Consider the following 17,373-nt stretch of genomic DNA (forward strand, 5'->3'; position numbering starts at 1 on the left):
CACCCCATCCTTAGTCTCATTCGTATTTATCAATTAATTGAAAGGCACGATAATAGTTATCATCTTTTATCTCATTAAATAACACGAGTTCTTGTCCATCGTAAGAACCTGGAAAAAACATAATGACAGGAACTGAATCTACTGCACTATGTAAATTATTTAAAATTGTATGAGAACGAATAATTGGAAACACCTTTCCAATCCCCGTTAAGAACACCACATCATTCTCTTCAACCCGTTGCGAAATATAATCCACTACTAAATCACCATTTAGGGTTAAGCGTAATGCTTTCTTTGTTGCATTTAGAACAAATTCACTTCCACGCTTTTGTTCCAAATCAAAGTTTTTCTGTAAATAACCTTTATTTTCTAGTATCTCTAATACTATTTCATATAAATCAAATTCACGAATATATACAGATGAATTTGAAGTATTGATACGTTGCTTTAAATAACTTATGTATTCACGAACCCTCATTTCTTCCTGGGGATCGTAATCAAAAATGTAATAACCAATTTCATTTCCTAATCCTTTACTTTCACGGAATGATGGGTCTGAAATTTTATCTCGTATTTGATCCAATCGTTTTTGAATATTTATCATGCTTATTCACCTACTAATAAATGAACAAAATGTTCATCCCCAATTTCTTTTAAATGATTTTTTACATCTTCTCTAAAGAATGGCTCACCGATTTCTCTATCGTCTTTTTGATTCTTCAGAATTCCTACTTCAAACAAAATTCGAATATATACTTGTTGTAGTTTATAGAACGTATAGTCTTGCCATCCATTCACAACTTCGGATTCTTCACGCTTCCTTTGGAAAAAAATATTGAAGTCTTTATCAGATAACATATTCTCCTTCAATATGCGTTTGTCCTTCAGCACTTCATCCAGAAATTCAAAGAACAATCGATCTGTCTTTAAGACTGAATATAAAACAAGTAATTTACTCGTTTCCACATCAGCTTCAGCTATTTGTTGGATTAAGAAGTCATCCAAGTTCTTCAATCGACCTAACACTGTTGATGCAATTTCCTTTTTACGGGTTTCTGTATTCACTTGAAAAATATTTTCTTGAATCACTATATCTTTCACTTGAGCTAAACTAACTCCTTTATTTATAAGGGATGAAACCTTTTTCATCTCAAAATAAAACAAAGGTCTCGACTTAATTGTTGAACGATATTGTAAGTCTTTTACCATTATCTAACATTCCTTTGGTCCGAAATTTATATTCTTTTCTATAGTAACACTAAAAAACTTAACTTAAAATAGTAGGTGAAACCATTAAAACAAAACTCTGTATAATACATCATATAAGATATCTTTTATCTCTCAATTTATGAGCGTTCGAATTAATACGTTGGGTTCTGCCTGACTATTCTTAAGTGATATTTATTGAGTGAGTTAGTTTCTATATCATGCCACTGGTGCCATACATGTAATTCAAAGCAAAAAATATAATATGAATAAAAAAATCCTCTACGTCTATACAACATGGAGGAAAGTCCACAAGACGTGTATAAGAGAGTTCATATTCTGCGAACTACAGGGATTAAGTGAATTCGATGTTTTTGGAATAATCGTCTAAATAATTTCGATTTTTAGTATTAAGTCTGTCAAAAATGAAACACAAGAAAAAAATAAGACAGCCTAAGCTGCCTTAATCTTTTACATATTCAAGATTTCCTTCCGAAAATTCAAACCATTGCTTCAAATATGCTCTCATTCTACTTGATGGAATTTAGCAGTTCATTGGAATGATTTATTTATTGAAATTAATCACAAGTATCAGCCCACATTCACTGACTTCCAGAGGATACTCTGAAGAATCTTAATAATAAAATAGAAATTTTATAACAAAAAGACCGAGCAAACTCTGCTCGATCATTTAGATAATTTCCCTGCTAGAAAATACTTTTCAGCAGATTCAGGAATCCAATTAGTATTTGCAGCTTTTTCATAACAGTCTTCTTGAATTCCTTCTTTGTGATTCCCATTATAGTTAAAATTTCTTTGTCCTTCTGACTATTTTCTTCAAATAAATGTCTACCTAATTTCATAGACAAGGGTTTATTCGGTTTTAAAAAACTAGGTGTTACACCATAGTCTAATTCAGATATTCCTGCTAAACCTGTTTCAAAGTCTAAGCCTCCAAAGATACCTTTTGATTTTGATATAATAGATTTTGCGAATACTGCCGGTAGTATTGTAGATTGTTCAGTTGCTCCAAACAAAACAAAATCTTTAAATGTTTGAAACTTTGTAATCTCCCCTTTAGTATTTTTAACCATCTTCAGATACTATTCTCTTGCATCCCTTATTGATATTGCTGCTAAGAGTTCGATTCTTGTAAGGGGGGCCCAGTATATCCTTCTTTAGTAAGTTCACTTCAAAAACTTCTATAGACTTATTTAATTTGTTTCGTTGTTCCTTTGATAAAGTTTTTTCGAATGATTTTAATTCCATTTTAAGGACCTCCGTAATTTGTTTTTTCTTACGGCGTCATTATAGGGACGTTATAGCGAATGTAAATCAAAATCAGAAAAAATATTAAATTTTCGAGAAACCTTGGATGTAAATCTTTATTTACCAATAGTTTGAAAGATATTTTTTTTATGAATCAGCTGATTTTTTAACTCAATTCGAGGAATGATGTTCTTGTTATAGAAAACTCAAGAAACTATTTGTATCTGAAGTAAAATCTGATGTGATGCCGATACTATTGACCATAGTAGTCAATTCAAAACGTTTATTTTCAAGTTAGCCTTATAAACCTCACTTTGACAACGAAATGAACAGAAGGAGTCATATGATAGCTTGTCATGACTCTTGAATTCCCTGTTGTGAGTTACGTATTAAATGGTATTTAAAAAGTCACAGCAAGCTAACGTATGACTTATGATTACCATTTAAAGTGATCGGTAAAAAAATTTTCAACTTTTGACTAAATAAAAAAATCAACAATTTTTAGTAGGTAATCAAATGTTTCTAAACGTAAATTGGGAGAACAAAATAAAAAGACTGTACATTTAAGTTCAGCCTTCCTTAGTCCCAGTCTTCTTCTACTCATTCTAGTCCAGTTGGATTGTAGAACTCATAAAACATTTCTCGTAAGAAGTCTGCCCGTTCTCCGTACGAAACCCACCTTTCAAGATTTTTAACAATTTCCATCATTTCTTCAGCAGTGTTTTTTTGTCCATCATAATCTTCCTTCTTTCTCTTCAGATTGTTCCTATGCGCAATTTGAAGGAACTTAACAAAATAAATAATTTTAAAAGACCAAACTAATTGTCCCTGAATTACAATCTAGAATTTATCCTAAAGGTCATACGTGGATCATCTGTTGAATTTTTAGCGAAATGTTAGTAAATGTAAGTTATATACAAATAGAAGTAACAACACTCATTCTGTTATCCACTAAAGACTATTATGAAGCCATTATTTGTTGTAAAATGAAAACGACTGCAAATGAAGATTGGAGGAATATTCATGCCTGTTGGATACTCTATGAAAGTAGCTTGTTATAAAAAATTAGAAGATGGTTCTGAAGTATTTGTTCGTGAGTTCAATACTCTAGCAGAAGCATGTAAATGGGCAACTGATAACCATATCATGGGAGTAGGATGGGTGCAAAAAAGTATAAAAGATAATATTTATCCAGATCTACTTTATGTTAACTGGAGAAGGTACCCCAATGCCAATAAGTATCGTTTTGAAAAAGTGTTTGATTATAAAAACTGATAGTTATAATTATAAAGGAGATTAATTAATGGGAGTAGGTTTTCCAGTAATTTGTTATAAAAAATTAGAGGATGGCTCAGAAGTTCAAATAGGATTATTTAGAAGTAATACAGAAGCTAAAAATTGGTCTGTTTCAAACGGAATTATGAGTCAACACTGTGCACAAAAAAGTTTAATAATTAATGAATACTCTGAGGCTTTTAATACAAGGAAATTTCCTAATGCAAGTCAATTCCGATTTGTATATGTTGAAAAGAAAAAGTATCCGGAAGATTTATTTACTGTAAAAAATCCACCCAAACCACAACGACAAGAACGGACACCGAAGATAGTTTTGTATCAAAAGCAGAATAATGGAGAAGAGAAAATTATTACAAATTTTCATACAGCCCAAGAAGCGTTTAAATATGCAGCTTTTAATAAAATAATGAGTGTGGGATGGGTACAAAAAACCATTATGGAAAATATTTATCCAACATTTAAATATAAAAATATTTATCCTGATGCTCATCTTTATCGTTTTGCTAAAGTGAACAATCAGCTGGACAACCAATCGTAGCAAGGAATACTTGAGCCACCCTTCTTTAAGTTTTCTTCCATCTTATCAAATGGATCGATCAGTCCATGTTTAACCTGACTTCTGTTTAAAGTGTTTGTAAGACATGTCCGAAGATAAGCAGCATAATTCTGAACTCCTTGAGCTGCATTAGTTTCATCTACCACACGAAGACATAATTCTTTTGACATGCCTTTAAGCCTGAATTCATTTGTCAAATTGAATATGATATCATCCTTGTTACCTTCTTTGTTAACAATTTTATCCTTGTTATTTTTCAATTTTTCTTTTTCATTTTTCTTTTTATATGCTTGTACTTTTTGTACAGGCTTGGATTTACCTTTGTTACAGGCTAGGATTTCACTTTTGTCAAAGCTAACAAAATCCTCAGAAGGCTCAACCACTATATTTTCTTGTTCATTAGTCTCATTCAGTTCTGCCCTTATGTCAAAGCTGACTAATTCTTTTGGGAGTAACTGTTGAATAATCTTGTCTGTAATATGGAAGTACTTTCTTGCAGGTGAACACATTATAACAGCTTCAATGTATCCAGCTTTTTCTAAGTCTTTTATTGCTTTCACTTGTTGTCTGTATGTAAGAGCAGTTTCTTCTTCTATAACTTCACTCGTTAGATAGAAGTATTCTTTCCCATTCCGATTAGTCAACATGTTCTTATTTCCGAAGCTTTCAAAACTGCTGCACAATTGTCCAAAGATGATCGCTCCGTTTACTGATACTTCTCTTGCAATTTCTTTGTTGAACATAACGAATCCTTTACCACTAAGAATAGATAATAATTTCATTTTCATCTTCTCCTTGAAATACAAGGAAGTTCGTCTTATAATTAAAGAAACGATTCCTTGTGAATTTGTTGTGACCTTGTCGTAGGGTAGCCGCCCATTGACCGACAAGGTTTTTGTTTATAATTATATTTTAACACTTTAAAGCATTAACGTAAAATATAAGTTGGAATATTCTGTAAATAATTAAATTTCTAACTTGTCGATTGAACTATATCTCTTCGCTTTTTCTTCCAAGTCATTTCCCCATAAAGCTACATATTTCTTTGTAACAGAAAGATCGCTATGACCTAATAGAGCAGCTAGGGAGAAAGCATCCATTCCAGCTATTATTGACCGTTTTGCATAAGTATGTCTTAGAATATGTGGACTGAATTGTTTTTCAATTCCTACATCCTCTTTATACTTCTCAAATCTTGTTTGAATACTTCTTGGTTTTAAAGGCTTATTATCTCTGTTTATGAACAAACATTCATGAGATAGTTTCCCTCGTAGTTTGATGTAATTCTCAAGAATAGCTTGAACTTTCTTTGATGGAAAAACAAGTCTTTCATTAAGGTTCTTCGTATTTCTAATTAATAGCTTGTTCTTTCGAACGTCCTCTACTTTAATTCCTACTGTTTCTGCTAATCTAACCCCAGTATCTAGCATTACTAAAAAGATTGTTAAGTCCCTTTCTCCGATGAAGCTCCTTTGTTTTTTCATGAATTTAGTTAGTTTAACAATTTCATCATCATCTAATGTTTCAATAACTCTCTGACGATCTCTAAGCTGCTGAATATTTTTCATTGGATTCGGAGTAACAGCTCGAATTCTGTACAAATAATTGAAGAAAGCACTTAAAGCTCTGATTCTGGTGTTGATGCTGACAATCTTAATTTTGTCCTTTAAATGAAGAATCAGTTGCTCAACATCTTTCTTCTTAAGTTCAACAACTTCTTTCTTAATGTCCATTTCAGCTAATGACCTTTTAACTGCATTAAGTTCACTCCGATAAAATTCTATTGTTGAAGGTCGTAGGTTTTTAAGCTGACAGTCCCTCTCGAACTTAGCAAATCCTTCTTCATCAGTTAATTTCTTTCTTACTATCTGTAACTCTTCTTCTGTTAGTAATCCCCTTCTTGCCATTTTTCTTCCACCTCCGCATAAGATTTGAAGCATACGATTTCGGCCTGTTTGAATCTTATGCGAAATGCAAAAAAGACCCTCAACAAAATGTTGAAAGTCTATCTTTAATTGATACCTGAGGCCGGACTTGAACCGGCACGCCTTGCGGCACCGCATTTTGAGTGCGGCGTGTCTGCCATTCCACCACTCAGGCAAATTAAATTATTACCAATGTAGATTTGTCTTAGACACGTTCTATTTTGAGTCGTGCGCGTCTGCCAATTCCGCCACACCGGCAAATTGTTGGCAGGGGTAGTAGGAATTGAACCCACACCAAAGGTTTTGGAGACCTTCGTTCTACCTTTAAACTATACCCCTATAAAAACATTGGTGGAGGGGGACGGATTCGAACCGCCGAACCCGGAGGGAGCGGATTTACAGTCCGCCGCGTTTAGCCACTTCGCTACCCCTCCACATGAGAGAAATTGAAAATTAAAATTTATGGCGGAGGAAGAGGGATTCGAACCCCCGCGCGGTTTAACCCGCCTGTCGGTTTTCAAGACCGATCCCTTCAGCCGGACTTGGGTATTCCTCCGCAGTAAAAACAGATAGTATAACTTTGTGAAAATATTTGGTAGCGGCGGAGGGGATCGAACCCCCGACCTTACGGGTATGAACCGTACGCTCTAGCCAGCTGAGCTACACCGCCAAATATATCATATAAAGTTATGGTGGAGCCTAGCGGGATCGAACCGCTGACCTCCTGCGTGCAAAGCAGGCGCTCTCCCAGCTGAGCTAAGGCCCCAAAAATCGTTTAATGGTCGGGAAGACAGGATTCGAACCTGCGACCCCTTGGTCCCAAACCAAGTGCTCTACCAAGCTGAGCTACTTCCCGATAAAATATGGCGCGCCCGAAAGGAGTCGAACCCATAACCTTCTGATCCGTAGTCAGACACTCTATCCAATTGAGCTACGGGCGCAATTATAACTTCTATTCTAGAAATGGTGCCGAGGACCGGAATCGAACCGGTACGGTAGTCACCTACCGCAGGATTTTAAGTCCTGTGCGTCTGCCAGTTCCGCCACCCCGGCAACATTGGAGCGGAAGACGGGATTCGAACCCGCGACCCCCACCTTGGCAAGGTGGTGTTCTACCACTGAACTACTTCCGCATTATTATGGAAATTTTATTTTATTTATTGTTATTTTCTAACGAAAATAACTTGGTGCGGGTGAAGGGAGTCGAACCCCCACGCCTTGCGGCGCCAGATCCTAAGTCTGGTGCGTCTGCCAATTCCGCCACACCCGCATGTAATATTGCCTTCTAAAGAACTAACTAGAAAACTAAGTTGCTAACTTCACTGCGTCATAGCAGCGACATTGATAATCTTACAACGAATTACGACAAAAATCAACACTAAATTTTAAAGTTTTTTTTAAAACGCAAAATAGTACTGATATTATTGCAGAATATATATTATCGCCAAACCTACACTATGCAGAGGTTGTAATAAAAAAATAAAAAAATGGTTTAGAACGTTTTTTATGGGTAAAAATACAATATAATTCATTCCCCAAAAAAGGAGATGATGCAACCTTGAGTTACAATCAGAAGAAAGACGCTGAAAAAATGCCCTCAAATCACGGAGATCAAGAAGAAAACGTACCTAATAGCGAGAAGTCACCTGAATTTGATGTATTCGGAACTGCCCTAAATGACCTGCACAGTCCTTTTGAATTCTAAAAAACCCAGTGTATCAAAGAGACTGCTCTCTTTGATACACTGGGTTTTTCACTTACGTTTTAACGCCTTCAAAATTATCGCTTCCCCATTAAATGAAATAATTTTTTCATCCTGTATGAGTATTCTAAATTTATCTTTAATCTTATCGGAAGATTCAAGAATAAATTTAGTCAAATGATTTTTTTCTAATTCCGAAAGCTTCATGTTAGCACACCACGATTCAAATCGAAACGTCTTCTCAAACCGATGCCATTCAAAAACTTCCAAACCGCTATCCTCAAGTTTTTGGATCCATTCGGATTTTTTCCAGGCACGGAAATGACTATAATCACGTATTTTCTCTATCGTATTGTAAAATTGATCATATTCCTTAGACTCAGGTACAACATTATCATCCAATAAAAATTGGCCGCCCGGCTTCAATACTCGATATACTTCCTTTATGAATAAATCCACATTCGGAAAATGATGTGGCGCAATCCTGCAGGTAACAATATCAAACGATTCATCGGTAAAAGAGAGCTGCTCTGCGTCACCTTGAACAAATTCCACATTTTGATGGCCGTTTTCTATAATAAAACTCTCAGCCGCTGCCAACATTTCTGCGGTTAGGTCGACTGCTATTACTTTTTTAACCAAGGGTGCAAACGCATTGGCTGTATGCCCGCCTCCTGTAGCAACATCAAGCAATACATCCTGACCATTGACTTCAGCCATTTCTACCATCTTCAATAAATCTTTTCCATCCTTATGAATGGGACTGGAAACGTACGAAGCAGCATTTTTTCCGAATTGCTGTTGAACGTCTTTTTTAATATCCATACTGTATCACCTCTTAATTCTAATTTATTCTATCATGCTAATAAATAAAATTATGAGGTTATTATGAATTCCAATAAGAAAAACTTATAGTAATTTAGACTTCAAATTCGAGTACTACAGGACAATGATCACTGCCCATTACATCACAATGAATATCCGCATTGATTAACCTGTCGCGAAGTTTTTCTGAAACAATAAAATAATCAATCCGCCAGCCAATATTCCGCTCACGAACCTTAGCCATGTATGACCACCATGTATAGGCTCCTTCTTTTTCTGGATAAAAATAGCGGTAGCTATCAATGAACCCAGACTCCAGCAGTGAAGTCATTTTTTCTCGTTCCTCCACTGTAAAGCCTGAATTACCTAAGTTAGATTTGGGATTTCTTAAGTCAATTTCCTGATGGGCCACATTTAAATCCCCACATAATACAACAGGTTTAACTTGGTCTAATTCTTTTAAATAGGAGATGATTCGATCTTCCCATTCTAAACGGTAGTTTAGTCTCGCTAAATCCCTTTGTGAGTTTGGAGTATACACATTCACAAGGTAAAAACCTTCAAATTCCAATGTCAGGATTCTTCCTTCCTCTTGTGAATCCTCATTTCCTACACCATAAGTGACAGAAATAGGTTCCTTTTTGGTGAAAACAGCTGTACCTGAATAGCCTTTTTTGACTGCGTAATTCCAGTATTGATGATATCCCTCCAGCTCCAAGGAGATTTGACCTTCCTGTAATTTCGTCTCCTGCACACAAAAGATATCTGCATTGACTTCATTAAAATAATCTAAAAATCCCTTATTCACACAGGCTCTAAGCCCGTTGACATTCCAAGAAATTAATTTCATGATTTATATCCCTTCCCCCGTTATTTACTAATTATTCATAGATTGATAGGAGACATTGTATCAGCTTTGGATAATGAAGGAAAGCAGTTCGTTTTGCTGATATATTTTTTATAAGGAATACCGTACATAAATTTCCAAAAAACGGGAAAAATATTTTTAAAAAAGGATGTCCGCATGAAAGATTTAATTAAATTCCTAACGAGATACGAAAAGTTTGTTTTTATAATAATGATTGTTGTTCCCTGGCTGTCTGCTCCTTTTTTAGGAAAGAAAACATTTAAGCGATTTACCCCAGGTGCATTGTTTATTTGCATTTTCGTTTTAATTGAAAGTTTGGTTGCACACAAAAGGTTATGGTGGTTGTTTCATAAAAAACTTATTCCAAAAGTTTTTGGGGAACTTCCACTAATCCTTGGGCCATTCTTTATTGGAACCCTTTGGATTATGAAATTTACATTTGGAAATTTCAAACGATACTTTCTGACGAATTTCTGTATAGATGCATTTTTTGTTTATATACACGTTCCAATTTTAAAAAAACTGGGGTATGCCTCTCTGATCAGATTAAGTAAATTCAACTTTTTAGTCATCTTTTTAATCAAAGCTATCCTCTTATATCTTTTCCAAATCCTCTTTGAAAAGAAAAAAATCATGAGATGAGACCAAAAAAGCAACTGTAAAGTTGCTTTTTTCACGGTATCAAATATTGTTCTGTTAATTGTGTCGAAAATAGCTGCGATGCTGGTACGATTTTGATATTACGTTGTTTGTATTCTTCCATTGATTGAAATATCCCTAAAGAACACACCTTACCTGTTACGCCAACATGACCAATTGCAATTCCTCTGCCAGTGAATTCGGTTATTTTCGCCAATCTCATCATCTGTTTTCTAACGTGGCTCGATGACGATATATCATCAAGGAAAACATCCCTTTTTAGGAGCGGCACATTCATTTCTTTTGCGAGTTCTGGAAATTTCGATTTAGGGCTTGTCCCGCTATCAATGATATACAGCTTTCTCTCCTTGGCCACTTCAACAATCGCTCTGACGACTTCTTCATCCTCTACTGCTAAAGACCCCATGTGATTATTCATCCCAACTGCATATGGTACAGACTTTAATGCTTCCTCTACTCTTTTTTTCACCTCTTTAGGTGATAAGTCAACCGTAATCGGTTTCGGACCCAGCCACGAGCGCTTTCCCCTTTTCGGCTGCATCGGTAAATGAACGATTACTTCAAATCCATTTTTGTGCGCCCATTCTGCATGCTTCTTAGAGTGTTCAGTAAAAGGCATAACCGCTGCCGTAATTGGAATGTTTCCTTCAAGAAAATCTTTAACTCCGCCCGTGCCTCCGCCGAAATCATCAATAATGATGGCAGCTTTTAACTGCTTCTCCACATTCTTTTCCGCCGAAACTGGATATTGCATGAATAGCAGCAAAAACGGGATTAGTATTGGAGCAAATCTTTTCATAAAAACCTCCCATGTGATGTTTTTACGTTAATTTGCCCCTAAAGAATGGATTCATTCTAACGGATTATATGAAAAAAGAGCCCAATTGCTCGGCTCTGTAAGTAATCCTATTCGTCGTAAACTTCTACTTTTTCCATGATGTCGCCATTTCTCATTGCTTTCGCAGCTTCAAGACCAGAAGTCACTTTACCGAAAACAGTATGGACACCATTTAGGTGTGGCTGAGACTCATGAACGATAAAGAATTGGCTGCCGCCTGTGTCTTTACCAGCGTGCGCCATTGATAGAGCACCTGGAACATGTGTGTGCGGATTGCCTTGTGTTTCACATTTGATTGTATAGCCGGGACCACCTGTTCCACGGCCTTCAGGGCATCCTCCTTGGCTTACGAATCCAGGAATAACACGGTGGAAAGTTAACCCATTGTAAAAGCCGCTAGTTGCTAGCTTTTCAAAGTTAGCAACTGTACCAGGTGCCTCGTTTGGATATAATTCAAACTCAATTTTTTCACCGTTTTGCATTTGTATGTGTCCTTTTTTTGCCACAATTAACATCTCCTTTATGTAAAAAAATTCATTTTCATCATACACTTTCCAACACAGAAAAGAAAGTTTCATGGTTTAAATTCATAAATTTGTGGTATTATAACAGTACCCCTTCCGAACATTCGCTTGTTGCGGGACACTTAACCACTGTACGGACGGAAGGGGTACGTAGTGTCGTTGGTAGCGGCATTACAAAAGCCAAGACTTCTGTCTTGGCTTTTTTAGTGTTCTTTATTTGTTAATTGATAAAATAAAAAAATAAACGAGAAGAAAATGAGATAACCATAAAAGCTATAGATATGCTTCCAATCACTGGAATGTGCAAATAGTCCAAACAGTTCAGAAAATCTCTCAACGATAGGGATTAATAGGCTGAGAAATAACACAATTCCCACTTTTCCCCATTTATTAACCTGCTTCATCTTAATAAGGTACACTAGAACAAGAAGTGGAAGTCCTATGAAGGTGAAAGCAATATTAATCGAAAACACTTCAGGAAACGGTCTAATCGGGAACATGTACAAATTCTTCCCGACAAAGTAGAGATCTAAGCTAGTACCCAGCAATATCGCCAATACTAATACAGGAGCGTATTCTTTAATCAAAAATGGTAATGACTTTTTTTGCCAAGGAGGCAAGTTCAAGCCTTTCGAGCGTTTTACAGTATTCATATTCAATCTCCCCGTTTATTTGTGTTTCATTAAGCTCCGAGAGATAGTCGGCCACTTGCCAATGATGAAACCAATCTCCCTTTTCCGCTTCTTGATGCTGAACGTTTTTCCATGCTGACGTTAAATCTGGACTGTAAATTTTTTTAGCTCCCCACTTCAGTTTGCAGGCGTTTAATCGAAGCTGATAGGGAATTCCAGGAATTCCTTCGTTGACATTATTAAAGATATGCGGCCAATAATCTTTTCTCGACCCAGTATGTCGGTGTGCTTTTGCCCATTCTACAAATTGATTTAATAATTCCTTTTTTTGAAAAAGCACAGCATACAATCTTCTTCCTAATATAATACGCTCATGTAATGATTGAAACTGATGAAGTGTTTGCCCGGCTAAACTCTTTTTTCGATAGGGAAACAAAATATGATTAAAAGAAAAGTAATCCTGTAGTTTAAACTCCAACGTGTTTAAAACATCCTTTTGATAGATAGGATTTTGAATCACCCTTTTTTCTAAATAACTTTGTTCATTGATAACTAAAGCCATAGTGAGAATGTACGAGTCCCGCTTCCTCCAAAAATATTTCCAAAGCGTTTCCATGAAAGTGGATATATTCAAATAGGGCAACAGGTAAAAGAGCGGTTTATTTCTTTTTAAGCTTTCACCGTATAGTAAAAACTGTGGATAGGCGTCTTGAAAAATCAGCCAATTCCCGCGCTCTAAGAAAGTGAAATAGGCATTCCTTTCTTGTTTTGTAAGCAGACGTGTAAGGAGATCTCCTTTTAAATCGGTCATGTTCCAGCCGCCATTTCTAGAGACCATATGTCCTAAAAATGCCCAATGGATTTCGGGATGTTTTTGGTAAAAATCAAAATAGGCCATAGTCCTTGTAACATTATTCAGGTTCAGTTCCCTTGTATTCCTTCTTATCCTTTCTAAAATACCTTTCTCCTCGCTAGTTAATTTATTATTGTCAATGTCGGCTGGTTGTTTCATTTTTGCCTTTAATTCATCCTTAATGGTTTCAATTGGCGTTTTTTCCCGGCTTCTGATAAAAAAAATAATGATAACCTCCCTTGAGAATTCTCTTTCTATTTCCTGAATATGTATAGATGAGAACATTCAATTGGGAGAGGACTGAACAATACGATGACCGATACAAGTAGAGGCATTGACTGGTTGGTTGAGACACTTAGAAGGGATCAGTCTCCCGATGGCTCCTGGAATTATCCATTCGAAACTGGATTATCGACAGATGCCTATATGATCATTTTATTACGGACATTAGAAATAAATGATGAAGAATTAATAAAGGGTCTTACTGAGAGGATTCTGAGCAGACAAGAAAGAAACGGCTCTTGGAAACTTTTTTACGATGAACGGGAAGGAAACTTTACAGCTACAGTGGAATCCTATTACGCCCTTTTATACTCCGGATACTATGACAAAAAGGATAAACGTCTTCACACGGCGAAAAAGTTTATTTTATCCAAAGGCGGAATCGAAGAGGTTAGTATGTTCACAAAAGTGATGTTGGCCTTAACCGGGCAATTAAAATGGCCCTCTTTCTCCCCTCTGCCAATTGAAATTATTTTATTACCACTCTCTTTTCCAATCAATTTCTATTCTTTTTCCATATACGGCCGGGCAAATTTAACACCAATGATGATTCTTGCGGATAAGAAACTATCGATAAGGACAAATAGGAGTCCTGATCTCTCGGATTTACGGGCGGGCAGGCTTGATTCTGAAAACTGGATTCGTTCGGAGGAAATGCGTTCTCTCTTCTCTTTTATTGAAAAAGGTGTAAAGAATCTAATCGGGCTGCCCCAACAGCTTCAGACGCTGGCCATACAGCGCGCGAAGAAATATATGCTTGAACATATTGAAGAGGATGGTACGTTTTACAGCTACTACAGCTCTACTTTCTTAATGATCTTTGCCCTGATCTCACTAGGATATAAGAAAACCGACCCTGTTATCACGAAGGCCATTGATGGGATTAAATCAATGAAATGCACGATTAACGGCCGCCCGCACATGCAATACACGACAGCAGATGTGTGGAATACCTCGTTAATTGGCTATGCGCTGCAAAAAGCTGAGATTTCACCTAAAGATCCTATGGTCGAAAAAACCAATCAATACTTACTAAAAAGGCAGCATACTAAATTCGGCGATTGGGTGATCCATAATCCTGCTAGTTTACCAGGAGGCTGGGGTTTCTCTGATATTAATACCATTAACCCCGATGTGGATGATACCACTGCATCATTAAGGTCGATTTCCAGAATGGGCGCCAGCTATCATGATGCCTGGAGCCGAGGAATTAACTGGCTCCTATCCATGCAGAATGACGACGGTGGCTGGGCAGCCTTCGAAAAAAATACAGATACCAAGCTTTTTGAGTTCCTGCCCATTGAGAAGGCTGAATTTATCCTAACTGACCCATCATGTGCAGATATCACCGGGCGTACTCTTGAATTCTTCGGTAACTATACGAATCTATCAAAAGACCATCAAAGTATTAAAAAAGGTGTAAAATGGCTGCTGGATCATCAAGAATGGGATGGTTCTTGGTATGGAAGATGGGGAATTTGTTATATTTACGGCACGTGGGGCGCAGTAACGGGTTTAGCAGCAGTTGGAGTTTCCGAAAGTGATGAGTGTATTCAAAAAGCGATAGAATGGCTGCAAGGCATTCAAAACAGGGATGGAGGCTGGGGTGAATCCTGTTATAGTGATAGTAAACAAACCTATCAGCACTTAGGGGCCAGTACTTTAACCCATACAGCCTGGGCATTGGATACTTTAATCAGTGTTTCAGATAAACCAACACCTGCGATTCGAAAAGGTATCACATATTTATTAGAGAATCTGCAAAAAGAGGATTGGACCACAGCCTATCCTAAAGGGCAGGGAATGGCGGGTGCTTTTTATATTCATTATCATAGCTACCGCTATATCTTTCCGTTGTTGGCTTTGGCTCATTACCGTAAAAAGTTTGAAAAATAACTATTTGGTGAATTATTTCTTCTGTATCAAGTTGTGTTTTTAATAACTTTTTCATTCTAAATCTTCTTATCTGCCAAAATGTGTCCCTTACCTGCATAGATTCCTATTTACCTGCAAATTCCTTTTGTTTATCTGCCTAATTAATTCCACAGCCCAACTTGAAGCTGAAAAAGCCAGGCGGCTGCCTGGCACAGGTATCTAATTTTCCTTTATTTGGATATATAGACTACATATTTGTGTGAGTTCCTTGATCATGGTGAGTTTTTCAATGGCCTTTTTCATTCTAAATCTTCCTACCTGCCAAAATGTGTCCCTTACCTGCGAATTCTATACTCTTACCTGCATAGATTCCTATTTACCTGCAAATTCCTTTTGTTTATCTGCCTAATTAATTCCACAGCTCAACTTGAAGCTGAAAAAGCCAGGCGGCTACCTGGCACAGATATCTAATTTTCCTTTATTTGGATATATTGACTCATATTTGTGTGAGTTCCTTGATCATGGTGAGTTTTTCAATGGCCTTTTTCATTCTAAATCTTCTTATCTGCCAAAATGTGTCCCTTACCTGCGAATTCTATACTCTTACCTGCATAGATTCCTATTTACCTGCAAATTCCTTTTGTTTATCTGCCTAATTAATTCCACAGCCCAACTTGAAGCTGAAAAAGCCAGGCGGCTGCCTGGCACAGGCAACTAATTTCCTTTATATGGATATATAGACGCCGAATTAGATTGGATTTAGGTTCAGGAATGTATGATTTCACATAATTCCTTATAAATTTCTACAATTTCTTCTACTCTCATCCTTACAAGTCCGCTAGAGGATGGGGCAACAAAGTCAATCGTATCTGGAACGACGGGATTATCCTGCCTCCCCCAAGGAACATTTTTCGTGCCACTATATTTCTGATAGACCCCCTTACCTACAAAACATACCACCTGAGGCTTAAAATTCTCGATTTTTTTCCTGAGAATATCTTTTCCTTCTTTGTATTCCTTGCTTGTAATCTCATCCGCTGCTTTCGTCGGTCTCGCTACAATATTGGTTAGCCCCATCCCCAGATCTAGCAGCTTGGCATCTTCTGCAGGCTCAAACTTTCGAGGAGTTAATCCTGCTTCGTGTAAGATTCTCCAAAACCGGTTATTGGGATTGGCAAAATGATGGCCGGTTTCGCTTGAACGTATACTCGGATTGAATCCGACAAATAGTATCTTTAAATCCTCTTTTATATGGTCATCTACTAGTTTCAACATATTGCCCCTCAATTCAAAAAACATTCATGACCCTATTTTACTAAAACCTGATTAGTTTTCATAATGATTCCAAGAAGTAATGACGGTTGCAAGTAAACCAACGATTGATACGATTAACAATGAATATAGTAATCTAGGTTCCTGAAGAAGAAGGAGACTCGAAATAATAATCACTGTATCAATGGCATAGCCAATGATTCCGACGTTAATCTTTGTCCATTTTGCCAGCAATAATGCGAGCAGATCCATTCCACCGGGACTGATGTGATTTCTTAGCATCGTCCCTACCCCGATACCAATAATGAGACCACCGATGATGACGGAGCTAATGATTGGTAAATGAAATACATCCCTTAAAGGTACTAACAATTCAATCATGAAGCCTGAAAAAACAGCCCCTATTAACCCATATAAAAAGTAATGAAAATCCGATTTATATGCAAGGAGGTAAATCGGAATATTTAAAAAAACAAAGGTTAATCCAATACTAAAATGCCACAAATAGTTGAATAATAAGCTAATCCCAAACATCCCGCCATTAATAAGGTGGAAGGGCAAAATAAATCCGTTTACCCCAATTCCAATCATCGTACTGCCAAATCCAATCACCGCTAATTTTTTCAGCATGATTCTCATCCCTTGTCCAAATATCTATATACTACTAATATGTTTGTACAAGGTCGTTCATTCACAATAGAGTAGGCGCATGAAAATATTTCATGCGCCTCTCACAGATCCGTACGTGCGGGTCATCGCATACGGCTCCTCCACTTTATCCCCTTTGGGG

At 36.8% G+C, this 17,373-nt stretch carries 18 protein-coding genes and 11 tRNA genes; 5 read left to right on the forward strand and 24 right to left on the reverse strand.

The window, feature by feature from the left end:
• Positions 1-16: 16 nt before the first annotated feature.
• The 3 genes from ACIQAA_RS27250 to ACIQAA_RS27260 all read right to left on the reverse strand — a co-directional run bounded on the left by ACIQAA_RS27250 (position 17) and on the right by ACIQAA_RS27260 (position 2,300).
• Entirely contained in the window at positions 17-604 is a 588-nt protein-coding gene (locus ACIQAA_RS27250; protein ID WP_402626012.1) for a DUF1788 domain-containing protein, read from the reverse strand.
• Between the two features lie 2 nt (positions 605-606).
• Positions 607-1,209, reverse strand: a complete 603-nt coding sequence (locus ACIQAA_RS27255) for a DUF1819 family protein (RefSeq protein WP_402626013.1) — start codon at positions 1,207-1,209, stop codon at positions 607-609.
• 704 nt (positions 1,210-1,913) lie between these two features.
• The gene (locus ACIQAA_RS27260) at positions 1,914-2,300 is read right to left on the reverse strand and encodes a hypothetical protein (RefSeq protein ID WP_402626015.1); all 387 of its coding nucleotides are present in this window, start codon (positions 2,298-2,300) and stop codon (positions 1,914-1,916) included.
• Positions 2,301-3,498: 1,198 nt separating this feature from the next.
• Between ACIQAA_RS27260 and ACIQAA_RS27265 the strand changes: the two genes are divergently transcribed.
• Both ACIQAA_RS27265 and ACIQAA_RS27270 read left to right on the forward strand, forming a co-directional pair.
• Positions 3,499-3,750, forward strand: coding sequence for a hypothetical protein (locus ACIQAA_RS27265; RefSeq protein ID WP_402626017.1), 252 nt, complete (start codon positions 3,499-3,501; stop codon positions 3,748-3,750).
• Between the two features lie 28 nt (positions 3,751-3,778).
• The gene (locus ACIQAA_RS27270) at positions 3,779-4,309 is read left to right on the forward strand and encodes a hypothetical protein (RefSeq protein ID WP_402626019.1); all 531 of its coding nucleotides are present in this window, start codon (positions 3,779-3,781) and stop codon (positions 4,307-4,309) included.
• On the opposite strand, the gene ACIQAA_RS27275 is transcribed toward ACIQAA_RS27270, so the two are convergent.
• The 13 genes from ACIQAA_RS27275 to ACIQAA_RS27335 all read right to left on the reverse strand — a co-directional run bounded on the left by ACIQAA_RS27275 (position 4,288) and on the right by ACIQAA_RS27335 (position 7,522).
• On the reverse strand, positions 4,288-5,109 hold the full coding sequence (locus tag ACIQAA_RS27275; RefSeq protein ID WP_402626020.1) for a hypothetical protein: 822 nt from the start codon (positions 5,107-5,109) through the stop codon (positions 4,288-4,290). The two genes, ACIQAA_RS27270 and ACIQAA_RS27275, sit on opposite strands and share 22 nt — an antisense overlap.
• A 183-nt stretch (positions 5,110-5,292) precedes the next feature.
• The gene (locus ACIQAA_RS27280; protein ID WP_402626021.1) at positions 5,293-6,234 is read right to left on the reverse strand and encodes a tyrosine-type recombinase/integrase; all 942 of its coding nucleotides are present in this window, start codon (positions 6,232-6,234) and stop codon (positions 5,293-5,295) included.
• A gap of 112 nt (positions 6,235-6,346) precedes the next feature.
• A tRNA-Leu gene (locus ACIQAA_RS27285) sits at positions 6,347-6,427 on the reverse strand.
• A gap of 90 nt (positions 6,428-6,517) precedes the next feature.
• Positions 6,518-6,591: transfer RNA gene (locus tag ACIQAA_RS27290), tRNA-Trp, on the reverse strand.
• 10 nt (positions 6,592-6,601) lie between these two features.
• Positions 6,602-6,686: transfer RNA gene (locus ACIQAA_RS27295), tRNA-Tyr, on the reverse strand.
• 29 nt (positions 6,687-6,715) lie between these two features.
• A tRNA-Ser gene (locus ACIQAA_RS27300) sits at positions 6,716-6,808 on the reverse strand.
• Between the two features lie 37 nt (positions 6,809-6,845).
• A tRNA-Met gene (locus ACIQAA_RS27305) sits at positions 6,846-6,922 on the reverse strand.
• 20 nt (positions 6,923-6,942) lie between these two features.
• Positions 6,943-7,018, reverse strand: a tRNA-Ala gene (locus ACIQAA_RS27310).
• 13 nt (positions 7,019-7,031) lie between these two features.
• Positions 7,032-7,108 (reverse strand) — tRNA-Pro (locus tag ACIQAA_RS27315).
• Positions 7,109-7,116: 8 nt separating this feature from the next.
• Positions 7,117-7,193 (reverse strand) — tRNA-Arg (locus tag ACIQAA_RS27320).
• Between the two features lie 23 nt (positions 7,194-7,216).
• Positions 7,217-7,305, reverse strand: a tRNA-Leu gene (locus ACIQAA_RS27325).
• Positions 7,306-7,310: 5 nt separating this feature from the next.
• Positions 7,311-7,385: transfer RNA gene (locus ACIQAA_RS27330), tRNA-Gly, on the reverse strand.
• Positions 7,386-7,437: 52 nt separating this feature from the next.
• Positions 7,438-7,522 (reverse strand) — tRNA-Leu (locus ACIQAA_RS27335).
• 288 nt (positions 7,523-7,810) lie between these two features.
• Here ACIQAA_RS27335 and ACIQAA_RS27340 point away from each other — a divergent pair.
• Complete coding sequence (locus ACIQAA_RS27340) at positions 7,811-7,957, forward strand: hypothetical protein (protein WP_402626023.1); 147 nt, start codon at positions 7,811-7,813, stop codon at positions 7,955-7,957.
• Between the two features lie 48 nt (positions 7,958-8,005).
• On the opposite strand, the gene ACIQAA_RS27345 is transcribed toward ACIQAA_RS27340, so the two are convergent.
• Entirely contained in the window at positions 8,006-8,779 is a 774-nt protein-coding gene (locus ACIQAA_RS27345) for a class I SAM-dependent methyltransferase (protein ID WP_402626024.1), read from the reverse strand.
• A 94-nt stretch (positions 8,780-8,873) separates the two neighbouring features.
• Positions 8,874-9,629: an exodeoxyribonuclease III gene (locus tag ACIQAA_RS27350; RefSeq protein ID WP_402626025.1), complete on the reverse strand. Its 756-nt coding sequence runs from the start codon at positions 9,627-9,629 to the stop codon at positions 8,874-8,876.
• Between the two features lie 174 nt (positions 9,630-9,803).
• On the opposite strand from ACIQAA_RS27350, the gene ACIQAA_RS27355 reads away from it, so the two are divergent.
• Complete coding sequence (locus ACIQAA_RS27355) at positions 9,804-10,289, forward strand: hypothetical protein (RefSeq protein WP_402626026.1); 486 nt, start codon at positions 9,804-9,806, stop codon at positions 10,287-10,289.
• A 31-nt stretch (positions 10,290-10,320) separates the two neighbouring features.
• Here ACIQAA_RS27355 and ACIQAA_RS27360 read toward each other — a convergent pair whose 3' ends face one another.
• The 4 genes from ACIQAA_RS27360 to ACIQAA_RS27375 form a co-directional block, all read right to left on the reverse strand.
• Complete coding sequence (locus tag ACIQAA_RS27360; RefSeq protein WP_402626028.1) at positions 10,321-11,106, reverse strand: divergent polysaccharide deacetylase family protein; 786 nt, start codon at positions 11,104-11,106, stop codon at positions 10,321-10,323.
• Between the two features lie 107 nt (positions 11,107-11,213).
• Positions 11,214-11,651 carry a peptidylprolyl isomerase gene (locus ACIQAA_RS27365; RefSeq protein WP_034673452.1) on the reverse strand — a complete coding sequence of 146 codons (438 nt, stop codon included), beginning with the start codon at positions 11,649-11,651 and terminating at the stop codon, positions 11,214-11,216.
• A 221-nt stretch (positions 11,652-11,872) separates the two neighbouring features.
• Positions 11,873-12,322 (reverse strand): CBO0543 family protein, encoded by a 450-nt coding sequence (locus tag ACIQAA_RS27370; RefSeq protein WP_402626030.1) that lies wholly within the window; start codon positions 12,320-12,322, stop codon positions 11,873-11,875.
• On the reverse strand, positions 12,249-13,313 hold the full coding sequence (locus ACIQAA_RS27375) for a DUF2515 domain-containing protein (RefSeq protein WP_402626031.1): 1,065 nt from the start codon (positions 13,311-13,313) through the stop codon (positions 12,249-12,251). The genes ACIQAA_RS27370 and ACIQAA_RS27375 overlap by 74 nt, the downstream gene beginning before the upstream one ends.
• A 153-nt stretch (positions 13,314-13,466) precedes the next feature.
• Between ACIQAA_RS27375 and shc the strand changes: the two genes are divergently transcribed.
• Positions 13,467-15,332, forward strand: a complete 1,866-nt coding sequence (gene shc / locus ACIQAA_RS27380; RefSeq protein WP_402626033.1) for a squalene--hopene cyclase — start codon at positions 13,467-13,469, stop codon at positions 15,330-15,332.
• A gap of 744 nt (positions 15,333-16,076) precedes the next feature.
• On the opposite strand, the gene mug is transcribed toward shc, so the two are convergent.
• A complete protein-coding gene (gene mug / locus ACIQAA_RS27385; protein ID WP_402626035.1) occupies positions 16,077-16,583 on the reverse strand; it encodes a G/U mismatch-specific DNA glycosylase in 507 nt (168 codons plus the stop codon).
• Between the two features lie 54 nt (positions 16,584-16,637).
• Positions 16,638-17,213 (reverse strand): YitT family protein, encoded by a 576-nt coding sequence (locus ACIQAA_RS27390; protein ID WP_402626037.1) that lies wholly within the window; start codon positions 17,211-17,213, stop codon positions 16,638-16,640.
• Between the last annotated feature and the right edge of the window lie 160 nt (positions 17,214-17,373).

The organism is Neobacillus sp. NPDC093182, from assembly GCF_044754045.1.

Bases quoted from the DNA above. Each gene is read 5' to 3' on its own strand.
- ACIQAA_RS27355 (WP_402626026.1), top strand. From the start codon at position 9,804: ATGAAAGATTTAATTAAATTCCTAACGAGATACGAAAAGTTTGTTTTT.
- ACIQAA_RS27260 (WP_402626015.1), bottom strand. From the start codon at position 2,300: ATGGTTAAAAATACTAAAGGGGAGATTACAAAGTTTCAAACATTTAAA.
- ACIQAA_RS27255 (WP_402626013.1), bottom strand. From the start codon at position 1,209: ATGGTAAAAGACTTACAATATCGTTCAACAATTAAGTCGAGACCTTTG.
- ACIQAA_RS27390 (WP_402626037.1), bottom strand. From the start codon at position 17,213: ATGCTGAAAAAATTAGCGGTGATTGGATTTGGCAGTACGATGATTGGA.
- ACIQAA_RS27270 (WP_402626019.1), top strand. From the start codon at position 3,779: ATGGGAGTAGGTTTTCCAGTAATTTGTTATAAAAAATTAGAGGATGGC.
- ACIQAA_RS27350 (WP_402626025.1), bottom strand. From the start codon at position 9,629: ATGAAATTAATTTCTTGGAATGTCAACGGGCTTAGAGCCTGTGTGAAT.
- ACIQAA_RS27265 (WP_402626017.1), top strand. From the start codon at position 3,499: ATGCCTGTTGGATACTCTATGAAAGTAGCTTGTTATAAAAAATTAGAA.
- ACIQAA_RS27275 (WP_402626020.1), bottom strand. From the start codon at position 5,109: ATGAAATTATTATCTATTCTTAGTGGTAAAGGATTCGTTATGTTCAAC.
- shc (WP_402626033.1), top strand. From the start codon at position 13,467: ATGACCGATACAAGTAGAGGCATTGACTGGTTGGTTGAGACACTTAGA.
- ACIQAA_RS27250 (WP_402626012.1), bottom strand. From the start codon at position 604: ATGATAAATATTCAAAAACGATTGGATCAAATACGAGATAAAATTTCA.
- ACIQAA_RS27360 (WP_402626028.1), bottom strand. From the start codon at position 11,106: ATGAAAAGATTTGCTCCAATACTAATCCCGTTTTTGCTGCTATTCATG.
- ACIQAA_RS27370 (WP_402626030.1), bottom strand. From the start codon at position 12,322: ATGAATACTGTAAAACGCTCGAAAGGCTTGAACTTGCCTCCTTGGCAA.
- ACIQAA_RS27375 (WP_402626031.1), bottom strand. From the start codon at position 13,313: ATGAAACAACCAGCCGACATTGACAATAATAAATTAACTAGCGAGGAG.
- ACIQAA_RS27280 (WP_402626021.1), bottom strand. From the start codon at position 6,234: ATGGCAAGAAGGGGATTACTAACAGAAGAAGAGTTACAGATAGTAAGA.
- ACIQAA_RS27345 (WP_402626024.1), bottom strand. From the start codon at position 8,779: ATGGATATTAAAAAAGACGTTCAACAGCAATTCGGAAAAAATGCTGCT.